The organism is Parendozoicomonas callyspongiae (assembly GCF_023502345.1).
GTDB lineage: Bacteria > Pseudomonadota > Gammaproteobacteria > Pseudomonadales > Endozoicomonadaceae > Sansalvadorimonas > Sansalvadorimonas callyspongiae.
Genome location: NZ_JAMFLX010000020.1, coordinates 1 through 20,128, shown reverse-complemented (window position 1 = coordinate 20,128; position 20,128 = coordinate 1). Strand labels below are relative to the sequence as shown.

Below are 20,128 nucleotides of genomic sequence, written 5' to 3'. Positions count from 1 at the left end.
GCTAATCACTCCGCACCAGCACAACCCGTAAACCCTCCAGGGTTAACCTGACATTCTCTGAACCGCTGATGGCAAGGGTGGACGTTGGTGAGCCATCCCGGAACTGGCTGTAGCCAGCCAGTGCCGCCAGACACTTGGTTCCTTTAATAATCGGGAGATTCATATTCAGGGTCTGGCCAGGCTTCAGTGAGTAAAGCTCATGGGTTTTCAGAAGTTGTGCTCCAAGAAAACGGTCAGCCTGGTTATATAAATCCAGAAAGCGCTGCTGACGGAAGGTCTGGCAGTCCTCAACCTCATAAAGTCGGACTTCAACAGGACAGGGGCGGCCATAAATATCGGGATTGACAAAATCTGCAACCCGTACCGTTAAGGCAACAATTCCAGACAGAACAGGTGTTTCATCATCACCAGCTTTCTTCTTGTCTCCCCCAAAGAAACTGCAGCCCCCCATTGCAAGAGAAAGTATCAATACAAGAGGTAACATAAGCGACATTACACCTCTATGGACAGGTGATGACTTCAACATCAGGAGCCACCACGTCCCAGTCCACCAGCACGAAGACTCCACTCGCGCAAACGAACATGTAGTTCTCCTGTGCGCTGCAGCTGCTGGTGATAACGGCGGTAGAGGGTCCACCAGGAGGCTCGGTGCAGAAACCTTTTGCGCCAGGGCCGCAGGATATGTTGCAGATGATCGGGATCAAACTCCTTAAGAATTTCATCGGCAAGGGCATTAATCCCTGCCAGACCTTCACTGGAAGCGGCCTGGAAACCAGGCTGAGACTGAAGCCGGTATTCCTGGACAGGGCTGGTTGAACTCATGGACTCAGGAGATAACAACTCTCCAGGGGATAAGCCTGACGACCCCATTGAACAAGCTGCAGACGAATACGGCGGCGAAGACATTTCACTAGAGGCATAAAGTCGACCAGGTTTGGATTCCATATCAACGGCTTCTGTTAGCAGGGGAGGATTTGTGGTCGATGAGGACAGTTCATTATCCAGAGGAGAGTATTCGCCAGGAATAGTCACGGGAGCCTCTTTCTCTGTTTTCGGACTTATTCCATTTTCCTGAGAGAACTGGGGCTCTAACTGCCCTTCATAAGCAGCATCATGGCTGGCCGCAGCCTGGGTTTTAGGCTTGTTGTCAGGCTGACTGACCAGAAGCCGGTATTTGCCAAGTGAAACAATATCGCCATCCCTTAACAGTTGCTGCCCTTCAACACCCCGGCTCATTGTTTCCTCGTTGACTTTTAATCCATTACTGCTCCAGTCACGAATAAAATAGCTGCCCCCATGGTTGGTCAGCTCTGCATGACGCCGCGATATTTCACGACTATTGTCGGGTAGAAGAATTTCACAATTTTCACTGCGCCCAATATCTCCACCCTGCTCGGGCACAACCAGAACAGAGTCAATAAGACTGGCATCATCAGGCTGAGCAATAACCGTAAAGGTCAGCACGAAGCATTCCTGAGCAAATAAATAAACCGGAGTAACTATTGTTCACCCCAGCAGTTTTGCAAGCCGGGAAAGCAAGCTCATGCAATCTCAAGCGAAGCACCTATTCTTTAGACGCCTGAATACAGCCCCACACTAAAACTTAAGGGATCAGTCATGAGCGGGTGTTTTGCTAATGCAAACCAGGATGCCTTACTTCAGTTGCTGGCCAATCTTCCCGGCGTCTCGTTTTGCTATCGCACCACACCCGAAGGGACCGGCCACTTTACCCAACTGGATGGTGATACGCTTTCCCTGTTTGACCTGCCATCCGACTCGATTATGAGTGATCACCGAACCCTCTGGTTCCAGTGCAACCGCGATGAACGCAGAAATGTTTTTGCTGCAATGGAAGAGGCAAGGAAAAAACACATCCCCTGGCAGGCAAAATGGAATATTCAATTAGGCGGTGGCTACACACGGCATATCAAAGGGCTGGCGGTTATTACCGCCGAACATGATGATGGCGGACTGACCTGGTCAGGGATCTTTCAATGCCTGCCCAAGAGCAGAGCGACAACGTTGCCTTCAATTGCCAAAGAAGTCGTCAATGCACTCAGAGGCTTTGTCTATCGTTATCGCTTGACGCCTGAAGGCAAAAGTTATTTTGACTTTGTCAGCCCCGGGGTAAAGGAAATCTTTGGCTACACACCCAAAGAACTTATGGCCGATGGTGAAATCACCTGGAAGGTGATGCACCCCGAGGACAGGCCGGTGATTCTTAAAAAAATGGAGAAAAATATTCAGGACCTGACCCCCTGGTGTTTCGAATGGCGGGTCTGCCACCCTGATGGAAAAATCATCTGGATCAAATCAGAGTGCCGTCCACCTACACAAGTGGAGGATGGAAGTTATACCTGGGATGGCTACATCACCGACGTCACCAAAGAACACACACTCAAGGAAGTCGCAGATCTGGTGCCTGGTATGCTCTACCAGTACCGCCAGTTTCCTGATGGCCAGTGCTTCTTCGATTATGCCAGTGAAGGCAGCCGGGCCCTGCTGGAGTGCTCCCCAAAAGAACTTATGCAGGATGCAGATCTGTTATGGAAATACTCACTCCCAGAAGACTGTGATCAGGTTCTTAATAAACTCAGTGAGAATATGCGTACTCTGACCCCATGGTGTGAAACATGGCGAATACGTACACCCAGTGGCCAGTTAAAGTGGATCAAGGATGAATCCAAGTCGCCAGTAAAACTCAACAATGGCAGCTGCTTATGGACCGGCATAATCACAGACACCACCAAGGAGCATCGGCTGGAAGAGGCGCTCTCCTATCAGAGGCACGCTCTGCAGCTCAGCGAAGAAACCCGCCAGAAGATGATTGATGTTGTGCCCGGTATTGTTTTCCAGGCCAGGCACCACCCAAATGGTGAAATTTCGTTCCTGTACTTATCCGAAGCCGTCAAAGATATTCTCGGTATTACCCGTGAGACCATGCTTGAAGATGGCAGCACCATGTGGGCCCGTTTCTATCCGGAAGATATTCCGGGAATGCAAAAAAGTCTGGATGACACCATTCCCTATCACAAAGACTGGGATCACACCTGGCGTACCTGCCCGGATGAAAACACCATTATCTGGCTAAGGGGGCAGTCCAAACATTTCTCGACTCTCTCAGACGGAAGCATTATCCGGGTTGGTGTCTGCATGAATGTCACCCGGGAAAAAGATCTGGAAAAATCCCGCAGGCAGCTTGAGGGCGATGTCACAGAAGCCAGACAGATGCTCAGGGATATTCTCAAAGTGGTGCCCGGGTGTGTTTACCTTGTCAAACGCAACAATAACACTGGCGTCTGGACCTACCCGTTTATGAGCGAGGCCGCAGCTAACCTGTTTGAGCGGCCAATTGAAGAGCTTCAGGCAAACAGCCGCCTGATCCTGGATTATGCCCACCCTGATGACAGGGACATGCTTTCAACAAGACTGGAAAATTCATTCCGTTACAACGGCATGATGCATGTAGTATGGAGAATTATCACACCGACCGGTCAGGTGAAATGGATCAGGGGGGATTCACGGCCATTTCGAACAGAGCCCGATGGCACCATTCTGCGTGCTGGTTTCTTTATTGATGTTACCCACGAACAGCGGCTGGAGAAGAACCTTCTCAATACATCAAAACGGCTGGATAAGATCATCAACACAATACCGGGTGGTATTTACCAGACCCACATCAAGCCAGATGGTCAGATGATCTTTGTCTTTTCGAGTCAGCAGTTTCATAAATTACTTGGGCTACCCGAAGACAGCCGCTTACCGGAAAGTCAAAAATTTATTAATAATATTATCGAGAAAGATCAGAAGCACCACCATGACAGCATCATGCAATCCATAACAGCCATGGAATCACGGTGTATCCGGTTTGGCTATCGCAAGTTTGACTCCGGAAAGGAGATCACCATAGAAGTTCACACACAGGTTGACCCGATTGAAGGCAGCGAGGACAAAATATTTACCGGCGTCGCCCTTGATGTGAGCGAAGCAGTAAAGACCGAGCAGGCCCTTCTGGAACAAAAAATCAAGGCTGAAGAAGCCAATGTTGCCAAGAGCACCTTCCTCGCCAATGTCAGCCATGAAATGCGTACTCCACTTAATGGCATTCTTGGCTATGCCCAGCTGCTATCCCATGAGCTGTCTCTCTCTGGTCAGGCAGCCCGCAACCTTCACTCACTGAAGCAGTGCAGTGACCACCTGCTGGCAGTGATTAATGATGTGCTGGATATGGCCAAAATCGAAAGCGGGCAACTGGAAATGCAGTTAAAGCCCATGGCTCTCTATCGACTGCTGAGTGAAGTCGAATCAGTTATTTCACCACTGGCTTCTGGAAAAGATCTGGTTTTCGCCCTGCATACAACAGACGACCTGCCAGGTTATATCAAAAATGATGCCACGCGACTCCGCCAGATCCTGATCAACCTTCTTAACAATGCCGTGAAATTTACCAGACAGGGGGAGATAACTCTCAATGTTTCACTTGTTGATGGTCATCTGCACTTCACAGTCAGAGATACGGGAGCAGGAATACCACGGGAAAAACTGGATAGCATCTTTCGGCCTTTTGAACGACTTGAACAACACCATGCTGTTGAGGGAACCGGTCTCGGTTTATCCATTACCCAGCGCATTGTGTCCAAGCTCGGTGGACAAGTCACAGCCACAAGCCACGAGGGAGAAGGCAGCTGTTTCACCGTTATTCTACCCTGTGAAGAAGCAGAATCCATAGAAGAGCAAAGTGAAACCAGAGAGTTTCAACTCATTCCACTGCAACTGGAAAATCCGCCCACAGTTCTGGTGATTGATGACCGGGAATCAAACCGTGATGTTATGACCCAGTGGCTGACACTGGGGGGATTCAAAACACTGTCGGCCCAGAATGGCAAGCTCGCACTTGAAGTTCTTCATGAAAATAAAGTGGATATGATTCTGGCCGACCTGCGTATGCCGGTTATGAACGGTTACGAATTTATTGAAGCGCTGAAGGCTGACAACCCTCTGAAAGATATCCCGGCTGTGGCGGTATCTGCCAGTGTATTCCCAGAGCAGGTACGCAAGGTTCTGTCTTCCGGCTTTAAGGCTTTCCTGGCTAAGCCCTGCAACCTCAGCCGTCTGTTTGAAACCATCTATACCCTGCTTAATGTTCATCCTGAAAAGCCGCAGGAAGTTCAGCCTGATCAACAGTCAGATTCCCCACCGGTTAAAGAAACCCCTCTTCCTGAGAGTGAACGACAGATCATTATGGAGATGCTTGACCTTGGTGATGTTGAAGGACTGCAGTCTTATGTTTTGAAATTACGGGCAAACAAAGAGTTCTGTGGTATTGCGCTTCGGCTGGCAAATTGTCTTGACGAGTTTGATATGGAAGGTTTTCGAGCCATTTTACAGGAGCAGTAGGATTTCTAATGAGCCGGAGGCCTACCCCTCCGGCTCGCAAAAAGAATTATTCATAAACCATTTTTCGTGTCATTCCACCGTCAACTACAAAGTTCTGACCGGTGATAAATCCACTTTTATCTGAAAGCAGGAACTCCACCATACCGGCGACATCCCTGACCTGCCCTACTCTTCCGGCAGGATGCTGGTTGTGGCAGGTTTCGGTCAGATGTACAGGTTTCATACCTTCATCGCCACGCAGGTGGCTGACTTCGATCCAGCCAGGACTTATGCAGTTGACACGTACCTGTCCGGAGAATGTTATGGCCAGGGCATGAGTGAGTGCTACCAGCCCTCCCTTGCTGGCGGCATAAGCTTCGCACTGTGGTTCTGACTGTAGCCAGCGCGTTGATGCAACATTGACGATGGCTCCCTTACTCTGACGCAGTAGTTCAACCGACTCACGACAGACCAGGAAGGCACCGGTCAGATTGATATTGAGATAGTGCTGCCAGTCCTCAAGAGCAAGATATTCGAACGGCCCGCTATACGGCTCAGCAATTGCTGCATTATTCACAACCCCATCAAGCCGACCAAACCAGTTGCCTATCCGGCTGATTCCCTTCTGAACCTGGTGTTCATCACTGACATCCCCCCGGATAAAACGAATATCGCCATCACATGCCAGACTGCGGGCCAGTTTTTCACCCTCTTCCCGCAGGCAATCCATGATGACGACCCGGTACCCTTCCTTAAGAAGGTATCGGGCAACCCCCTGGCCAATTCCCCTGACACCTCCGGTTACCAGAATAACCGGCTGCTCGGACTGTCTTTTTTTTTCTGACATAAAGGAACTCCTGCCGAATTTGTCAGGTCAAGAATAGAGGCCTGAAACGAATGCAAGAGATGAAAAGGTGACGTTTTTTAGACAATTAAAGAATAATTAATGCGGTGGGAATAATGGATAAAAAAACGCCAGCATCCCCCTCATGACGCTGGCTTGATCGGATGGTTATTTGATTCATCCCGGTTGTTGTTTTATTCCCTGATGCGGTTATTCTGCGGTGACATCGGTTTCTGTGAACGTTGGCCTAGCCTGCTTTCTTATTATCGCTCTCCCCCCTGATGTCTGGTTTCGACTTTACTCCTCTGCGCAAAGAGAATATTGATAAGTATCAACACAAGCTAGGTGTTTACACCTACTTTACCTGCGACAATCACATGATCGAATTTCACTGCTGTTTTTCAGCATTTTCCAACACGTTTACTTCAGTATTTGCTCGATCGAGCAAATCTGCTGCCATTTGCTTTTTCACTTTGACACCCAGTTCAACAAATTGTTGAGCCTGGCGTACAGCATTGCCTCGGCCTGAAGCGAACTTGTTCATAGCGCCATCATACGACTTACGCACAGTCTCAAGCTGCAGCCCCAGCTTTTGCATATCTTCGGTAAACCCACGCAGTTTGTCGTATAGAGAAGCGGCCTTATCTGCAATCAACTGAGCATTGCGGTTCTGGTGTTCATAACGCCAGATATTCTCAATCGTGCGCAGGGTAACAAGAAGATTGGTAGGGCTGACCAGCATTATGTTGTTATCAAGTGCTTCCTGGAACAGTTTGGGCTGATGCTCAATGGCTGCATAAAATGCCGCTTCCACCGGAATAAACATCAGTACATAATCCAGCGTGCGCAAACCCTCAAGGTTCTCATAACTCTTATCACTTAATCCCCGAATATGCTGGCGCAGACACTGCACATGGACAGCCATGGCTCGTTCACGGTCAGCGTCATTATCTGCCTCAACGGAACGACTGTAATCGATAAGGGACACCTTGGAATCAATAATAACATCCTTGCCATCGGGCAGATGCACAATGACATCAGGCTGCTGGCGTTCCCCGCTCTCATTACGCAGGGAAACCTGCCTGATATATTCATGCCCTTCACGCAAACCGGATTCCTGAAGCACTCTGTCCAGAACCAGCTCTCCCCAGTTGCCCTGGGTTTTCTTCTCACCTTTTAACGCCCTGGTCAGATTCAACGCTTCCTGACTCATGCGCTGGTTGAGCTCTTTGAGGCCGGATATTTCATCTTTCAATGAACGACGCTGCTGGGCTTCATTGTCATAGGCCTGGGAAACCTGCTGGCGGAAATCAGACAACTGCTGTTTGAATGGGCTCAGCATACTGGCAACAGCTTCTTTATTCTGTTCAGAAAAACGGCTGGCCTTTTGTTCAAAGATTTTATTGGCGAGATTTTCAAACTGTTGGCCCAGCCGCTGCTCAGACTGTTCGAGCAGCTTCAGTTTGTCGGCCGCAGCTTCCAGCTCTTTCTTTGCTGCGACCAGAGCAACCGTGCGCTCTTCCAGGGTTTTCTCGCGAACACTGAGCTTACCTTCCAGCTCGCCAAGCTGCTTTTTCAGCTGACTGCTGGTATCCGATAAAACACTCACCTGCTGTTCTGCCACAACAAGCTGTTGAATGCGGTTCTGCCCCCGATCCCGTTCTTCTGCCTGAATCCGGTTCCGGGTGAATATTGATGCGAGTCGCCACGAGATGCCCGAGGCAAACAAAATACAGAGAACGCTGATAGAGAAGAAGATTAAAGATGCAGTAGTCATCAGATGACAATCCTTGCCAAACAGCCATAAGCGGGAAATGCCCACACCGAAAAAAGAAAATACGAAGGGCATTTTCATTATAAACAGCCAGAGCCAGGAATCTTATAAACAAGATTCCTGAAACCAAGACATCCTAACTGATCTTTACGTTTCAAAAGAGTGGGCAGGAGCTTACTGAGGAGATATTTTCCAGACACACATGGGAGATGAGAATTTTACTTCCTCATTTATAGGCGCAACCACTGTTAACGCCTTGGGCGCATGTTCCCTGGCTTGTGAAAGAACCTTGATGGTCAGGGGTTCCGGCTCTGTTGACGGGATAACATCTTCGCCTTGCTGAGTTCCCCACTTTGCTGCAAGGTTCAAAGGATTATCAGACGGCGCATAGGTATTCCAGAAATAATCCGCTGCAGAGCGGGTGCCTATGGCAAGCCCTTCCTCCAGAATACGGAAAAACAAAGTGCTGGCCCAGGCTGGCAGCATGCTGTTATGAGCTTTACTGGAGAGCAGATCCTGATAGCCTGAATTTGTATAGCGTGAAAGCAGCAGCGGTGCTACACCGCAGCTGACTCCGGTACGAAGATGCTGATACCCGGCAAAGCCCATCACCTTGGAACTCATATCAGAGACTGCCAGATAGTCACAGGAGCCATCTTCCGTTCTGGCCACCTCAAACAGGGAATTGGCAACCGACTCGGCCACGCTGACAGCCGAAGAACGCCATCCATCTCGAAGACTTTCCTGACATACCAGACTGTCGGCAACGTACTGCAAAGAACTGGGTGTTAACAGCGAAGAGGCAACCGGCATTTGCGGACGTCCCTCCCAGTTCCGAACAGCTTCTTCTAAAAGAACCTTTGCAGGCCGAGGAACTGCTCTGTAGAACCAGCGACCATCATTCTCCTGCAGGGCAATCTGCAGGTTTTGTTCATCTAGCCAGACCTTCATACGCAGAGCCTTACGTGCGCGCAATCTGTCAACCAGCGCCTGAAGTGCCTTTTCTGTTGGAGAGTATTCCCCCTGCTCTCTCTTATCAGGAGGTTCAACCGGCATTAGGGTAACTTCCAGCTGGACCGGCTTTTCATCGTCCAGAGGATAGAGCCAGTGAATCAGAACCTGCTCATCAATCTGACGGGAGGACAGGTAGACCGGCATATGACCCACTCTGTTCGTTCTGAAATTCCAGCTTTCAACAATGGTATTGAGATAATAATCCCAGTAATAAGCCACCATGCGATATTGCCAAAGGTATTTGGCAGCTATTGCCAGATGAGCCTGGGGAATGGCAGAAGCCATACTCAACACAAAAGTTGAAACAACCACGCCCCGGATGGCACCAATCGTTCCATTACTCAGAATATTCGCCACTGCTGCTGCCGGCTGCACATTGGCCGCATAGATATAGCCGTTACCGGTACGAATATAAGTTCCGGAGGCGTTCACTATGTGACCAGGTTTTTCATCCTGAGCATTAGCCAACGGACACGAGCAGACAATTGCCACAAGCAAAAGTGCTGAAAGAAGAACTTTCCCTTTTAGAAACAGGATTTTAATTTGGTGGGTATTGCAAAGCATACCGGCTTGGACAGCATGGACTACACCCGGTTCCGTTCAGAAAAAGGAAAATGTTTAAAGTAACTGATTGTTACAAAAGAAAGAAAAACAGAAATTGATAATCAGAATGCAAAAAGCCCCGATCTTTCGATCAGGGCTTTTTAATTTGGAGCGGGAAACGAGACTCGAACTCGCGACCCCAACCTTGGCAAGGTTGTGCTCTACCAACTGAGCTATTCCCGCAACAAAACAGAGCTTATTAAGCTTAAAAATGGCATCCCGTAGGGGACTCGAACCCCTGTTACTGCCGTGAAAGGGCAGTGTCCTAGGCCACTAGACGAACGGGACGCAATGATTTTCTTCAAAAGACTTTCGAAGAAAATTTGGTGGAGCCTAGCGGGATCGAACCGCTGACCTCAACACTGCCAGTGTTGCGCTCTCCCAGCTGAGCTAAGGCCCCACATCAACCAGCAACTGAACAAGCAGAGCAGTGCCGGAATGCGTGGCGAATATTATGGATATGACGTTTCAGTGTCAAGAGCCCAGGTTACATTTTCTTAAAGAATCTTCTCCTCTCTGCTCCTATATAAATGAAGCAAGGAAAATAAGGGCCAGGCTTCGCTATAAACCAAAAAAATCTTTAAAGAACATAGACTTCCAAAACTCTCTGGGGTATAAATTACACCGTCTTCTGCAGGCCACTAGCTCAATTGGTAGAGCACCGGTCTCCAAAACCGGGGGTTGGGAGTTCGATTCTCTCGTGGCCTGCCACTTTCTCTTCAGAAACGTATCTGTTAATCCACCAGCTCCATTAAACCAACCGCTCTGGTGCGGACTTTTCGCGATTAACAGGGAAGTATCACTTTGAATATTTCTCCCCTTTTTTAGCAATATCGCCACTACTGCCGACTCTATGCTCTAAAAACAGGGAAATAACTATAAAACCTTTCCCCTCTTTTCTGTTTTAAATCCAGTCAGTTACAGAAGCGATAAACGACAGTAAATTCCGGTTCGTTTTTTACTTGTGGAACAGGTTAGAAGACCTGCAGAGATCCCTTCTCACTCATCCTGGAGTAGTACTTTTTCCAGGAGTTCATCATCAATCCAGGTGTCAACTTCCAACCATAGGGGCAAGTGATCACTCAGCTGATTTTTGAATTTTCCCAGAGAGAGATCAGGGTACAGTTCTTTATGTGACTCCTTATAAAAGCGAATCACTCCCCCCTTTCCAGTGAACCTCTCATAACGTGTCGGGCTATGAAGGATTTGATCATAGGTCGCCTTTTCAGTGAGATTTGTTCCCTGAACACTGAGAAGTGCTGGTGGAATTTGCAGGCTACCACTGGTAATGGCCTTGTAAGCGCTACTTCTTCGGCTGGGAATATTGAAATCACCCAGAACAATAAAATCACGGTCAACCAGAAACTCTGAAGACCTGCGCTCTTCAACCCAATCCGCTAACTGCTTTAGTGCCTTTGCTCTGGCTCTAACTCCCCCACTCCAGCGAATATGGGCTGTAAGCATAACAAAATCGAAATTCCCGGCACGAAACGAAGCCATATAAGGTGAGCGCCACCAATCCGGTGAAACCTGCTGGTACTCTCCATCTATCCCCTTAACTCGCATGGGATCTGCTTCTGCAGCCAGTCCCGTAAATTCAACAGCTCGCTTGTCATAGAGATATGCTATACGCTCCTGAAAACCGGCAGCGTCATTCCGGTAGTCTGAAAAAACAACTTTGTAGTAGGGGCCGAGCAGTTTTCTAACTCGCTCCAGATCTTCAAGATTATCTCTCAGCTCCGTAATAGCCAGAACATCGAATTGCCCCATAATTTCAGCAATGAGATGTATCGCATCATCTCTGCGAGGAGATTTTCCAAACTCACGAATATTCCAGGTACCAATAATCAGGTTTTCATCAAGCTTGCTTGGAGGAATTCCTGCTTCTTTTATTCGTTGTCGCAAATATTGCAGTTTTCGAGCAGTTGGAAGTGATAACGATCCATGGTGCATGGTAATCCCCTTTACCTATCCAGAAACGTCACCTCAAGGGTCTCACCATTACCATTTCACGTCAAAAAAGCAGAGGGAGAGCTGCAGAAAAGAACTCTCATCTATGACCTCACCGCATGCCACCCACTGAAATCCTCGTGTGATGGATTTACAGAGTCCACACCCGACTTTTCAGGTAACAACCATTCGCCACAGTAGGGGCAAAACGCTACTTCAACAGTTGTGCTCCAAATAGTGTCACCGACCATATCCAGATAATGGTTATTTTCCAGATCTTCCTCCGTGGCTTCTCGATAAATCACAAGCCACCAACAATGTTTACCATCTTCATATTCCTCCTGTTCGATATAGACACCATCAGGAGGCATAAACTTGCATGTATGAAGGGCCAAGCATTCTTCTTCAATTGTCATGAGCTTAAGTGAGCAAATTAGAAAAGCAGTCAGTAGGCCAGAAGGTGTCAGCCCAGTATCCGGCTTTGAGGTTGTCCGCCACCAAGGCCACTGGTATGGGGTTGCGAATCTGGATCACCCTGAACACTCAAGCAGAGCTTTAAAATGTGACCGCTGCTTATGCCATTCCAACGGGAAAGGCTTCATAATCTGTTGGAGTGTCAGGGGCCACCGCCCCTGCCCGTGCAAAATATCTTTTTGGATATCCGGGACCAAAGAGGTCAATCTCATAACCTTTGACAACTGACTTTTATCAACTTTCTCCTGCTTGGAAAGTGCAAGTATGCTGGTGGCTTCCCCATTAAGCAGCCGTCGCTGACAGCGATGCGCATGCACCAAAGCATCCTTCACAGATGGCTCCGCCTTGTCACGATAGAGACAGCCGGGCACAGAAAGCGTCTTACGCCCCTTGAGCCTGTGCCACCGAACAGGTATTCGCACTTCAAGTATGTCTTTTTCTTCTACGTGATGCAGTCGGATGCCTTCCTTAATCTCCACACTCATAACCAACCCTCCGCTGTTTCTGGCCGATGAATATCCGCCAGCACCGAATGTAAACCGTTGAGCCGATACTGTATGGTGATGTCCTCCATACTGACATTTACCCGCTCTACCAATAACTCAAACAGGCGTTTACGCTCATTCGGGAAAAGATGCTCCCAAACTTCTCCCATGTTATTTAACAACTGGCATAGCTCCTCTCGAGATGGCATAGCATCTGGAACATGCATTCGCAGCAAGCGTTCAACTTCCACCACATATTCAGGAGCTTTGAGCAAATTACCCATGCCACTCAACACGATCTCTTCAATGCGTCCAGCCGCTATAGGCGGCACGGGCGCATTTTTATACCCATGACGCTGTGCTGTACTACTGACCAGATAGCGATAACAACGCCCTCGTCGGCGGGTGGATGAAGGCACCAGAGCAGCACCATCCGGACCAAAAATACGACCAGCCAGAGGGCTTCCTGATGTCTGGGCACGCGTATCCCGACTCTTCTCAAGACTTGAGCGCTGCCAGATGGCACTGACCTGATCCCAGAGCTCCTGAGAAATTAAAGGGTCATGCTCACCCGGATACCACTGCCCTTTGTGAGGAACTTCTCCGAGATAGACACGATTGCGCAAGGCATAGCGAATAACCTTGATTGAAAAGGGGTTCCCTCCAAATTGGTCTCCCGCCCGAGTAGTACGACTCGGAGTTCGATAGCCCTTTTCCGCCAATATCCGGCAAGTGGCTGTGAGAGAATGATTTTTCAGGTAGAGCTCAAAGATCTCTCTTATGATCGGAGCATAGTGTGGATCAGGATAAAGTTTACGGTCACTGACATAATATCCGGTCGGGACATGACCTCCCATAAACTTGCCTTTTTTCTTGGACAGAGAAAACTTATCTCGTATTCTCTCGCCAATGACTTCCCGCTCAAATTGGGCAAAGGTCAAAAGGATATTGAGCGTCAGCCGCCCCATACTATCTCGCGTATTAAAGTGCTGGGTCACTGATACAAACGACACGCCTTTTCGATCAAGAACTTCGACCAGCTGCGCAAAATCAGTTAGACTCCTCGTGAGCCTATCGACCTTGTAAACCACAATAACATCAATCTTTCCTGCCTCGATATCCACCAGCAAACGTTTCAAACCTGGCCTCTCAGTATTGCCACCAGAGAAACCACCATCATCGTAAGCCTCGGGCACAAGAATCCAGCCTTCTCCCTTATGTGCATGAATATAGGACTCGCCTGATTCTCGCTGAGCATCAAGGGAGTTAAATTCCTGATCCAGCCCTTCCTCGGTGGACTTTCTGGTATAGACAGCACATCGTACAGGCCCCTTGGCATCAAAGCCCTTTCCCATAAAACTGTTATCGTTTCTTTTCATAACCTGCCCCTTCCAGTCCAAAGAAACGTGGTCCGGAAATTGCCGACTTACCCGTTATCTCCTTGGCGACCGCAGACAAACTTCGGTATAACCGCCCCTCCCACTCGAAACCATTTTCCTGCACGACGACACAGTATCTCTCCCCCCGCCAGAGTCGCTCAAAACGCACACCGACCTTGGGTTTAAGGATATTCCCCGGTACACGCCCTCTTCTTTGAAATATGGCCAGATCTTTTTTCAGGCGACTTCTGGTTTCCGCATCCAGCCCTCCATGCTTGATTTCCTGCATACGCCAGGCCAATAGTCTAATCAGGTGGGGCCGGGCAATTTTGGGAGGCTCCTTGTTGTAAAGATCCCGCCAGAGTTTATGGAGCTGTGGGTTTGTTAAGCGGGGCAAGCCCGCCAGTGTGCGAATCATTGAGCCAGAGGCTGAGGTATTGTCTTTCTCAGGCACAAACACTCTCCTTATCCGTTGTTTTGGGGAGTGTTATGAAGGCTCGATTTCCCTGAGAAAGCCAGTCTGTATTGGTGGTTGCAGTGTCATTTATAAGAGGTTTGCAGTACCAGATTTTATTGTGAGCAATTCCAGCTGCATCGGTTGTGAGGCTAACAGTGATACGACAGGAGATATCAAAAAAACGCAGCCAGCTTTTCCCAGAATTCAGCATACATTCCTCTATAGCCTGAAGCTTATTCTGTGCTTTCCCCGTGAGGTACAAATCCCTGTTGCTGTGTAATGTGTGCTGGCTCGTGATTGTTTGTCCTTTCCATGGCCATAATCCTTTATCAATCCGCCAGGTCAAGATCAATCGTTCTACTGAAGATGTCTGATACCTCCACCTCACGACCTTCTCAATATGAGCAATGTAGTGTCCTCTGGGTACCATTTTCACACTCCCTGTGAATCACAAAATAAACTTTTGGTTTATTTATAGAAAACAAGAAGACAGGAAATGTCAACCTATTGTTTATTTTTTTGTTCAGAAAAAAGCATTATGAAATCGACCCCGCATATGGACATCCTGAACGACACCACAAACCAATACCTCTTCGGTGCATTCAATCATTTGGTATTGAGTATTCAGAGGCTTCAGCCAAACGCAGTGACCATCCTTGACATACTGCCTGAAGATTCCTTGTTTGGAATCTCCAACCAGAGCAACGACAAAATCGCCAGAACGCGGAGTCATATTGGGAGTAACAATCAAAGTCCAGCCTGGCAGGAAAGTAACCAGGCCTGGTTTTGAGCTGATCATGGATTCACCCTCAACAGCTGTAGCAAAGGCTTTCACTGAAGGGTCAACCTGGTTTATCGCATAATAGTAGGGAGCATTCCCGGTAAACTGAGGGTGGTAATCTGCAGCCACAAAATCACCGAGCTGATCCATGCCAACAGCAGGCAAAGCCAGTGTGGGGTGCCTACCAATGTCGTGAGATAAAAGGGATGACGAGGTCTTTTCCAGAAGCTCATCCTGCTGCCCTAACAACCAGGACAAAGACACTCCCGTAACACTGGCCAGAGCAATCAAATTCTCCTTACTGATTTTTCCAGATTTAAGCCAGCGGGTAACAGCCTGGGCCGACACTTCAACCTCATCAGCAATTGCCCGCTGGGACAAGCCGGATGATTTGACAGCTTCAACCAGACGATCTCTAAGCTCCTGCATACATTTCACTCCCTGAATAACTAATTTTTTCAAACTATTGTCAAAACAATAAACCTTAGGTTTACTAAAAACAATCAAACATTAATTATTTTCATAAAGGATTTGTTGACATGGATGCTCTGGAACAAGCCTGCCTATTGGCTGGTGGACCTGCACGACTGGCACGTGTTCTCAAAGTTTCACCACAAGCCATCAATAACTGGAAACGTCGCGGCCGAATTCCTGCCGATCAGATTATCGCCATTGAAGAGGTTACCAATGGCCGAGTAACTGCCCATGAGATTCTGCACAGTAATCAAAACAGTAATAAGTCCAGCCGAAGCGCACCTTAATAATGAGTGAAGATCCCAGCGCCCAAACAGGCGACAGCCCAATGAACAGCGAAGCTGCGACATCCAGTTCATGGCAGGACTTCAACGATGCAGCTCCACAGACTGCTACCATGCAAAAACGCCAATCCCGTGATGTCATTAACCGGGACCTACTGAGCCGATTAGTGCCCCTGCTCTCCACTCTCTTTCCTGAAGGGTGCATCAGGAGTGGGCATTTTCAGGTTGGAAGTTTGAACGGCGAACGGGGCCAAAGTCTCAAAATCACTTTGGATGGTGAACATGCAGGCTGCTGGAATGATTTTTCGACCAATGACAGTGGAGACCTTTTTCAGTTAATTGCCCACAGCCAGAATATGAACCTCCCGGAAGATTTTCCCGAAGTGCTTAGGTGGTGTGAGCACTGGCTGGGGGAAGCAACCCAACCGCAACAAGTACAGAACACAAAGAGATCTGCTCCCATAGATGAACTGGGAGCACCTTCACAAACATGGCGATACGCTGATGGCGAGGACAAACTGTTAGCTTGCCTGTACCGATATGACACACCACACGGAAAAGAGTTTCGGCCTTGGGATGTAAAAACGCGTAAAACCAGAATGCCCTCCCCTCGTCCATTGTTTCAACAACCTGAGATTAAACACGCTGATCATGTATTGCTGGTGGAAGGAGAAAAGTGCGCAGAAGCTTTGCAACAGTCTGGCATACCCACAACCACCGCAATGGGTGGTGCCCAGGCACCTGTTGAGAAAACAGACTGGTCTCCTCTGACCGGTAAAATGGTCACTCTGTGGCCCGACAATGATGATCCCGGCAAGACCTATGCGGAACGCGCTGCCCAAGCCATTGTGAAGGCCGGGGCCAAAGCTGCGCGCATCCTGGTACTTCCCGACGATCTCCCCACCAAGTGGGATGCTGCCGATGCCATTGCTGAAGGTCTGGATATTCCAGCCTGGCTGAAGCAACAAAAGTACACAGTCATAGAAGCGAGTCCGATTACGCCGGGGTTTCCCTTCCTCTCGATCGGAGAGCTACTCAGCAACGTGCGCCCGGTGGACTGGCTGGTCAAAGGTTTTCTGGAAACCAACAGCCTTTCCATGCTCTTTGGAGAACCCGGGACGGGCAAATCCTTTCTGACTATTGATATTGCCTGTTGCATGGGCACGCGATTAGGTGTTCTGGGCCGGTCTTTTATCTGGCCGGAGAAGGCCACAATGGTCTGGCTCGTCGCTTTAAAGCCTGGGAGATTGCCAACAACACGCAACTTGGCACATCGCCCATATATATCAGTGCCCACTCAGCCCGCCTGATGGAAACCACACAGGCCATACAAATTTGCCAAAGCATTGAAGCGCAGGTGGGGGATGGCCCAAAACCAGTGCTGCTGGTCATCGATACCCTGGCCCGCAACTTTGGCCCCGGCGATGAAAACAACACGCAGGATATGAACCGGTTTATTGCCCACCTTGATCAGCACTTTCGCAAGCTGTGGAGCTGCTGTGTTCATGTTGTGCACCATACCGGCGTTTCCACCCAGAACCGGGCTAGAGGCAACTCTGCCTTAAAAGGGGCACTGGATGCTGAGTACGCCCTGAAGCGCACCGATGATGTTCTGACTCTGACCACCCACAAAATGAAAGATACCCAGGAGCCAGCTCCGCAATCGTTTGAACTGATAACCATCCAGCTGCCCGACATCAATGAGGACGGCGAACACGAAAGTAGCTGCGTTTTGAAACCAGTGGCAGCAAAACTGGAGACGGACTCTGGCAAGCGCATCGGCAAAACCCAACGCGGTTGCCTGGAAGAGCTGGAACAGCTTTACGACCAACACCAGGCAAAACTCTCTGACGCAGAATATTCCCCCGAGGGTGCCCGGGTGCGCATTGATGACTGGCGTAATGCGTGTGTAGGAAAAGACAAGCCGCTCAAAACCCGTAACAACTTCACTCGTATTAAAGAGGCGCTGGTGGAGCATGGCCAAATTCAGCTCCAGCCACCCTATGTTTACCTGAAGACACAGGACAACGAGATATGAGAGCGTCATCATTCATCATTATTATTTGTGGTACCTGTCATGTGGCTTTACCGTCACATGGGTCCCAAAAAACCGGCCAGTGTCATCACCCGTCATTATTATCGTCTTCAAAACGTCATCATTCGTCATCACAAGCCTTACTGAAGCGTCATCACTCACCCCCTTTCCCTTAAAGGAAAGGGTGAGTGATGACGCGAAGACTGATGACAAACCATGAACGCTCTCAATCAGAGCTAACAAACTGATCAGTGCATCCCAGGGAGGGATTATGATGAACGTAAATCAGGAAAATAAAGTCATTAGAGCCAGCCTTGAGTCTGTGATGGCAGACTACCCAACACTCACGGATACCGGCTTTCTCACCAAATACAACTCGGACAGCCGAACCTGGGAAGAGTATCACCACAAGCTTGCCGAGAGGCGCGAAGCACTTTGCCAAGCCATCGAGAGCTACAGGGAGACAATGATATGGTTAAGATGCATTGAACCGTTACCGTCAATCAATGAAGAAGCACACAGTTATCGCATGAAGCATCATGCTGAGCACAGCATCCAGAGGTATGTCAGTAACGGTACCTTCATCGCAGCTGCCCTCACCTGTGGCTTTCAGATGAAGCGTTGCCCGGACAGCAGCCCCAATGTCTGGTTCAACATGTCATCCGCCTCTCTGGGGCAGACTGCCGTGTATTAGCTCAAAGCCTATTCCCCCGGCACATGGCCGCGCTGCGCCGGGGGCCCCTGGCACACTTGTGGTTTGCGGGGGTGCAGACGCGCGAAATAACACTAGTGACAGAGCAAAAATCGGGGTTGACTCTGGTTGACACTTTAGGTGCCAAAAATTCAAGAAAGCCTGTAACGACAACGGTTACAGCCGGATTAGAAAAGTCAACCAGCGCGTCAACCTGGTTGACTTTTGCTAAAATCTCTAAGTGATTGGCTTCTATAAAACCCAACAAGAAACTTGCTCAGAATTCTGCCAAAAACAAATAACTGTCGTCTGAAATTGGTCTTCGACCAGCAGTGGCGCAATTATCGGGGAATTGCGCCACATGAATATCAGCCTTACAAATGACTACACTGTTCGCCACCACAGCCATAGTCTGGAACAGCTTCTCGATACATTTCGAGAAACCACCAGGCCACTAACACTGAAAAAAATTCAGGCTCTCTATCCTGATCTGCCAAAACGGACTCTGCAACGCTGGCTCCACCGACTTGTAAAACTGGGTCTTATTGTGCGCCAAGGAAACACCAAGGGAAGCCGTTATATACTGGTGGAGGATCCATCTAATACTGGAGTATTCATCACATCAACTACCTCATTCTCTATTCATAACCGAGTCATGAGACTTGTGATCAGTCACCCCGAACGGCCTATAGAGAAAAGCATTGATGCCCTTCTTTCACCGAGAGTAAAGTCAATTTATCGAAAAAACATTAAGAAGTTGATTGAAGAGGATATTGCCACCCTCTCGCCCGAAAAACTGAAGAAATATTACCGCTTAAATGACAAGGAACTGGAATACTGGGAGAGCTACCAGAATAAAGCCGAAGTATAGAAGCTCCAGTTATCCTGAAGCCAATTGGAGCCATCGAGATGAATTTTTGCTCAACCCAAGGTTTTTAAATACCAGCCTGACCGAGATATCTCAAAGCAGAAAACCCGCATAACTTCTTGCTGCTTGGCAAAACTCAACAGTTTTTGATTCGTAGAAACAAAACGAGGCTGATGCTCATGCCATGGCCCACCATAGTCTCGATGCATAGCAACAACACCGCGACCCTCCAGCCAATCCAGATTTCCCTTTTGCAAAAGCGCCAATGCATCAAAAAATCGTGGGTACCAAGCATTCAGCTTTCCTAATGTAGCTTGGGTTGAGCGGTTAAGGCGGGATAGCATCCAGTGGCCATTGGTTAGCTTGATAGCCAGTAGGCAGTAAACTCCCCCTCTCTGACATTAATTCTACAAGGCAAATTATGAAGCCTCTACTTCAGAAATAATCCTGTAAACCCGTCCCACCCCCTCCAGTTTCGTAGATTCGACAACTAAGCCCAGTCGTTTTTTCAACACACCAGACAGTGTGCCTCGAATGGTGTGTTGCTGCCAGCCCGTCTGCTCTGCAACCTGTAAAATGGTGGCCCCTTCAGGGCGAGACAGTAGTTGAATCACTTGATGGAGCTTACTACCAGAACGT

Annotated in this window: 18 protein-coding genes, 4 tRNA genes and 1 pseudogene; 6 read left to right on the top strand and 17 right to left on the bottom strand. The window is 48.8% G+C overall.

Annotation, left to right across the window (positions count from 1 at the left end; all coding sequences use genetic code 11):
• Position 1: 1 nt before the first annotated feature.
• Entirely contained in the window at positions 2-526 is a 525-nt protein-coding gene (gene tssJ, locus M3P05_RS14290) for a type VI secretion system lipoprotein TssJ (RefSeq protein WP_249700428.1), read from the bottom strand.
• A complete protein-coding gene (locus M3P05_RS14285) occupies positions 526-1,464 on the bottom strand; it encodes an FHA domain-containing protein (protein WP_249700427.1) in 939 nt (312 codons plus the stop codon). The genes tssJ and M3P05_RS14285 overlap by 1 nt, the downstream gene beginning before the upstream one ends.
• Before the next feature lie 153 nt (positions 1,465-1,617).
• On the opposite strand from M3P05_RS14285, the gene M3P05_RS14280 reads away from it, so the two are divergent.
• Positions 1,618-5,397, top strand: coding sequence for a PAS domain-containing protein (locus tag M3P05_RS14280; RefSeq protein ID WP_249700426.1), 3,780 nt, complete (start codon positions 1,618-1,620; stop codon positions 5,395-5,397).
• Positions 5,398-5,443: 46 nt separating this feature from the next.
• Here the strand turns inward: M3P05_RS14280 and M3P05_RS14275 are convergent, their stop codons facing one another.
• The 6 genes from M3P05_RS14275 to M3P05_RS14250 all read right to left on the bottom strand — a co-directional run bounded on the left by M3P05_RS14275 (position 5,444) and on the right by M3P05_RS14250 (position 10,011).
• On the bottom strand, positions 5,444-6,223 hold the full coding sequence (locus M3P05_RS14275) for an SDR family oxidoreductase (protein ID WP_249700425.1): 780 nt from the start codon (positions 6,221-6,223) through the stop codon (positions 5,444-5,446).
• A gap of 385 nt (positions 6,224-6,608) precedes the next feature.
• A complete protein-coding gene (rmuC, locus tag M3P05_RS14270; RefSeq protein WP_249700424.1) occupies positions 6,609-7,997 on the bottom strand; it encodes a DNA recombination protein RmuC in 1,389 nt (462 codons plus the stop codon).
• Between the two features lie 171 nt (positions 7,998-8,168).
• Entirely contained in the window at positions 8,169-9,440 is a 1,272-nt protein-coding gene (locus M3P05_RS14265; RefSeq protein WP_249700423.1) for a hypothetical protein, read from the bottom strand.
• 278 nt (positions 9,441-9,718) lie between these two features.
• Positions 9,719-9,794, bottom strand: a tRNA-Gly gene (locus M3P05_RS14260).
• Between the two features lie 29 nt (positions 9,795-9,823).
• Positions 9,824-9,899: transfer RNA gene (locus M3P05_RS14255), tRNA-Glu, on the bottom strand.
• Positions 9,900-9,935: 36 nt separating this feature from the next.
• Positions 9,936-10,011: transfer RNA gene (locus tag M3P05_RS14250), tRNA-Ala, on the bottom strand.
• A gap of 235 nt (positions 10,012-10,246) precedes the next feature.
• Here M3P05_RS14250 and M3P05_RS14245 point away from each other — a divergent pair.
• Positions 10,247-10,322, top strand: a tRNA-Trp gene (locus tag M3P05_RS14245).
• A gap of 288 nt (positions 10,323-10,610) precedes the next feature.
• On the opposite strand, the gene M3P05_RS14240 is transcribed toward M3P05_RS14245, so the two are convergent.
• From M3P05_RS14240 to M3P05_RS14210, 7 genes are all read right to left on the bottom strand, one after another.
• The gene (locus tag M3P05_RS14240; RefSeq protein WP_249700422.1) at positions 10,611-11,564 is read right to left on the bottom strand and encodes an endonuclease/exonuclease/phosphatase family protein; all 954 of its coding nucleotides are present in this window, start codon (positions 11,562-11,564) and stop codon (positions 10,611-10,613) included.
• A 101-nt stretch (positions 11,565-11,665) separates the two neighbouring features.
• A complete protein-coding gene (locus M3P05_RS14235; protein ID WP_249700421.1) occupies positions 11,666-11,956 on the bottom strand; it encodes a hypothetical protein in 291 nt (96 codons plus the stop codon).
• A gap of 135 nt (positions 11,957-12,091) precedes the next feature.
• Positions 12,092-12,520: a hypothetical protein gene (locus M3P05_RS14230; protein WP_249700419.1), complete on the bottom strand. Its 429-nt coding sequence runs from the start codon at positions 12,518-12,520 to the stop codon at positions 12,092-12,094.
• Positions 12,517-13,899, bottom strand: coding sequence for a recombinase family protein (locus M3P05_RS14225; protein WP_249700418.1), 1,383 nt, complete (start codon positions 13,897-13,899; stop codon positions 12,517-12,519). The genes M3P05_RS14230 and M3P05_RS14225 overlap by 4 nt, the downstream gene beginning before the upstream one ends.
• Entirely contained in the window at positions 13,883-14,353 is a 471-nt protein-coding gene (locus tag M3P05_RS14220) for a DUF2924 domain-containing protein (RefSeq protein WP_249700417.1), read from the bottom strand. The genes M3P05_RS14225 and M3P05_RS14220 overlap by 17 nt, the downstream gene beginning before the upstream one ends.
• Positions 14,346-14,567 carry a hypothetical protein gene (locus tag M3P05_RS14215; protein ID WP_249700416.1) on the bottom strand — a complete coding sequence of 74 codons (222 nt, stop codon included), beginning with the start codon at positions 14,565-14,567 and terminating at the stop codon, positions 14,346-14,348. Before M3P05_RS14215 ends, M3P05_RS14220 begins: the two co-directional genes overlap by 8 nt.
• Positions 14,568-14,879: 312 nt before the next feature.
• Complete coding sequence (locus tag M3P05_RS14210) at positions 14,880-15,566, bottom strand: LexA family protein (protein ID WP_249700415.1); 687 nt, start codon at positions 15,564-15,566, stop codon at positions 14,880-14,882.
• A 110-nt stretch (positions 15,567-15,676) separates the two neighbouring features.
• Here M3P05_RS14210 and M3P05_RS14205 point away from each other — a divergent pair, with 110 nt between their 5' ends.
• The 4 genes and pseudogenes from M3P05_RS14205 to M3P05_RS14185 all read left to right on the top strand — a co-directional run bounded on the left by M3P05_RS14205 (position 15,677) and on the right by M3P05_RS14185 (position 19,492).
• Positions 15,677-15,898 (top strand): transcriptional regulator, encoded by a 222-nt coding sequence (locus tag M3P05_RS14205; RefSeq protein ID WP_249700414.1) that lies wholly within the window; start codon positions 15,677-15,679, stop codon positions 15,896-15,898.
• A 2-nt stretch (positions 15,899-15,900) separates the two neighbouring features.
• A pseudogene (locus M3P05_RS21260) lies at positions 15,901-17,933 on the top strand (AAA family ATPase).
• A 268-nt stretch (positions 17,934-18,201) separates the two neighbouring features.
• Positions 18,202-18,624: a hypothetical protein gene (locus M3P05_RS14190; protein ID WP_249700412.1), complete on the top strand. Its 423-nt coding sequence runs from the start codon at positions 18,202-18,204 to the stop codon at positions 18,622-18,624.
• Positions 18,625-18,982: 358 nt separating this feature from the next.
• Positions 18,983-19,492 (top strand): hypothetical protein, encoded by a 510-nt coding sequence (locus tag M3P05_RS14185; RefSeq protein ID WP_249700411.1) that lies wholly within the window; start codon positions 18,983-18,985, stop codon positions 19,490-19,492.
• A 50-nt stretch (positions 19,493-19,542) separates the two neighbouring features.
• Here M3P05_RS14185 and M3P05_RS14180 read toward each other — a convergent pair whose 3' ends face one another.
• Entirely contained in the window at positions 19,543-19,833 is a 291-nt protein-coding gene (locus M3P05_RS14180) for a hypothetical protein (RefSeq protein WP_249700409.1), read from the bottom strand.
• Positions 19,834-19,908: 75 nt separating this feature from the next.
• On the bottom strand, positions 19,909-20,128 hold a 220-nt coding region (locus M3P05_RS14175; protein ID WP_249700408.1), incomplete at its 5' end, for a DUF3489 domain-containing protein.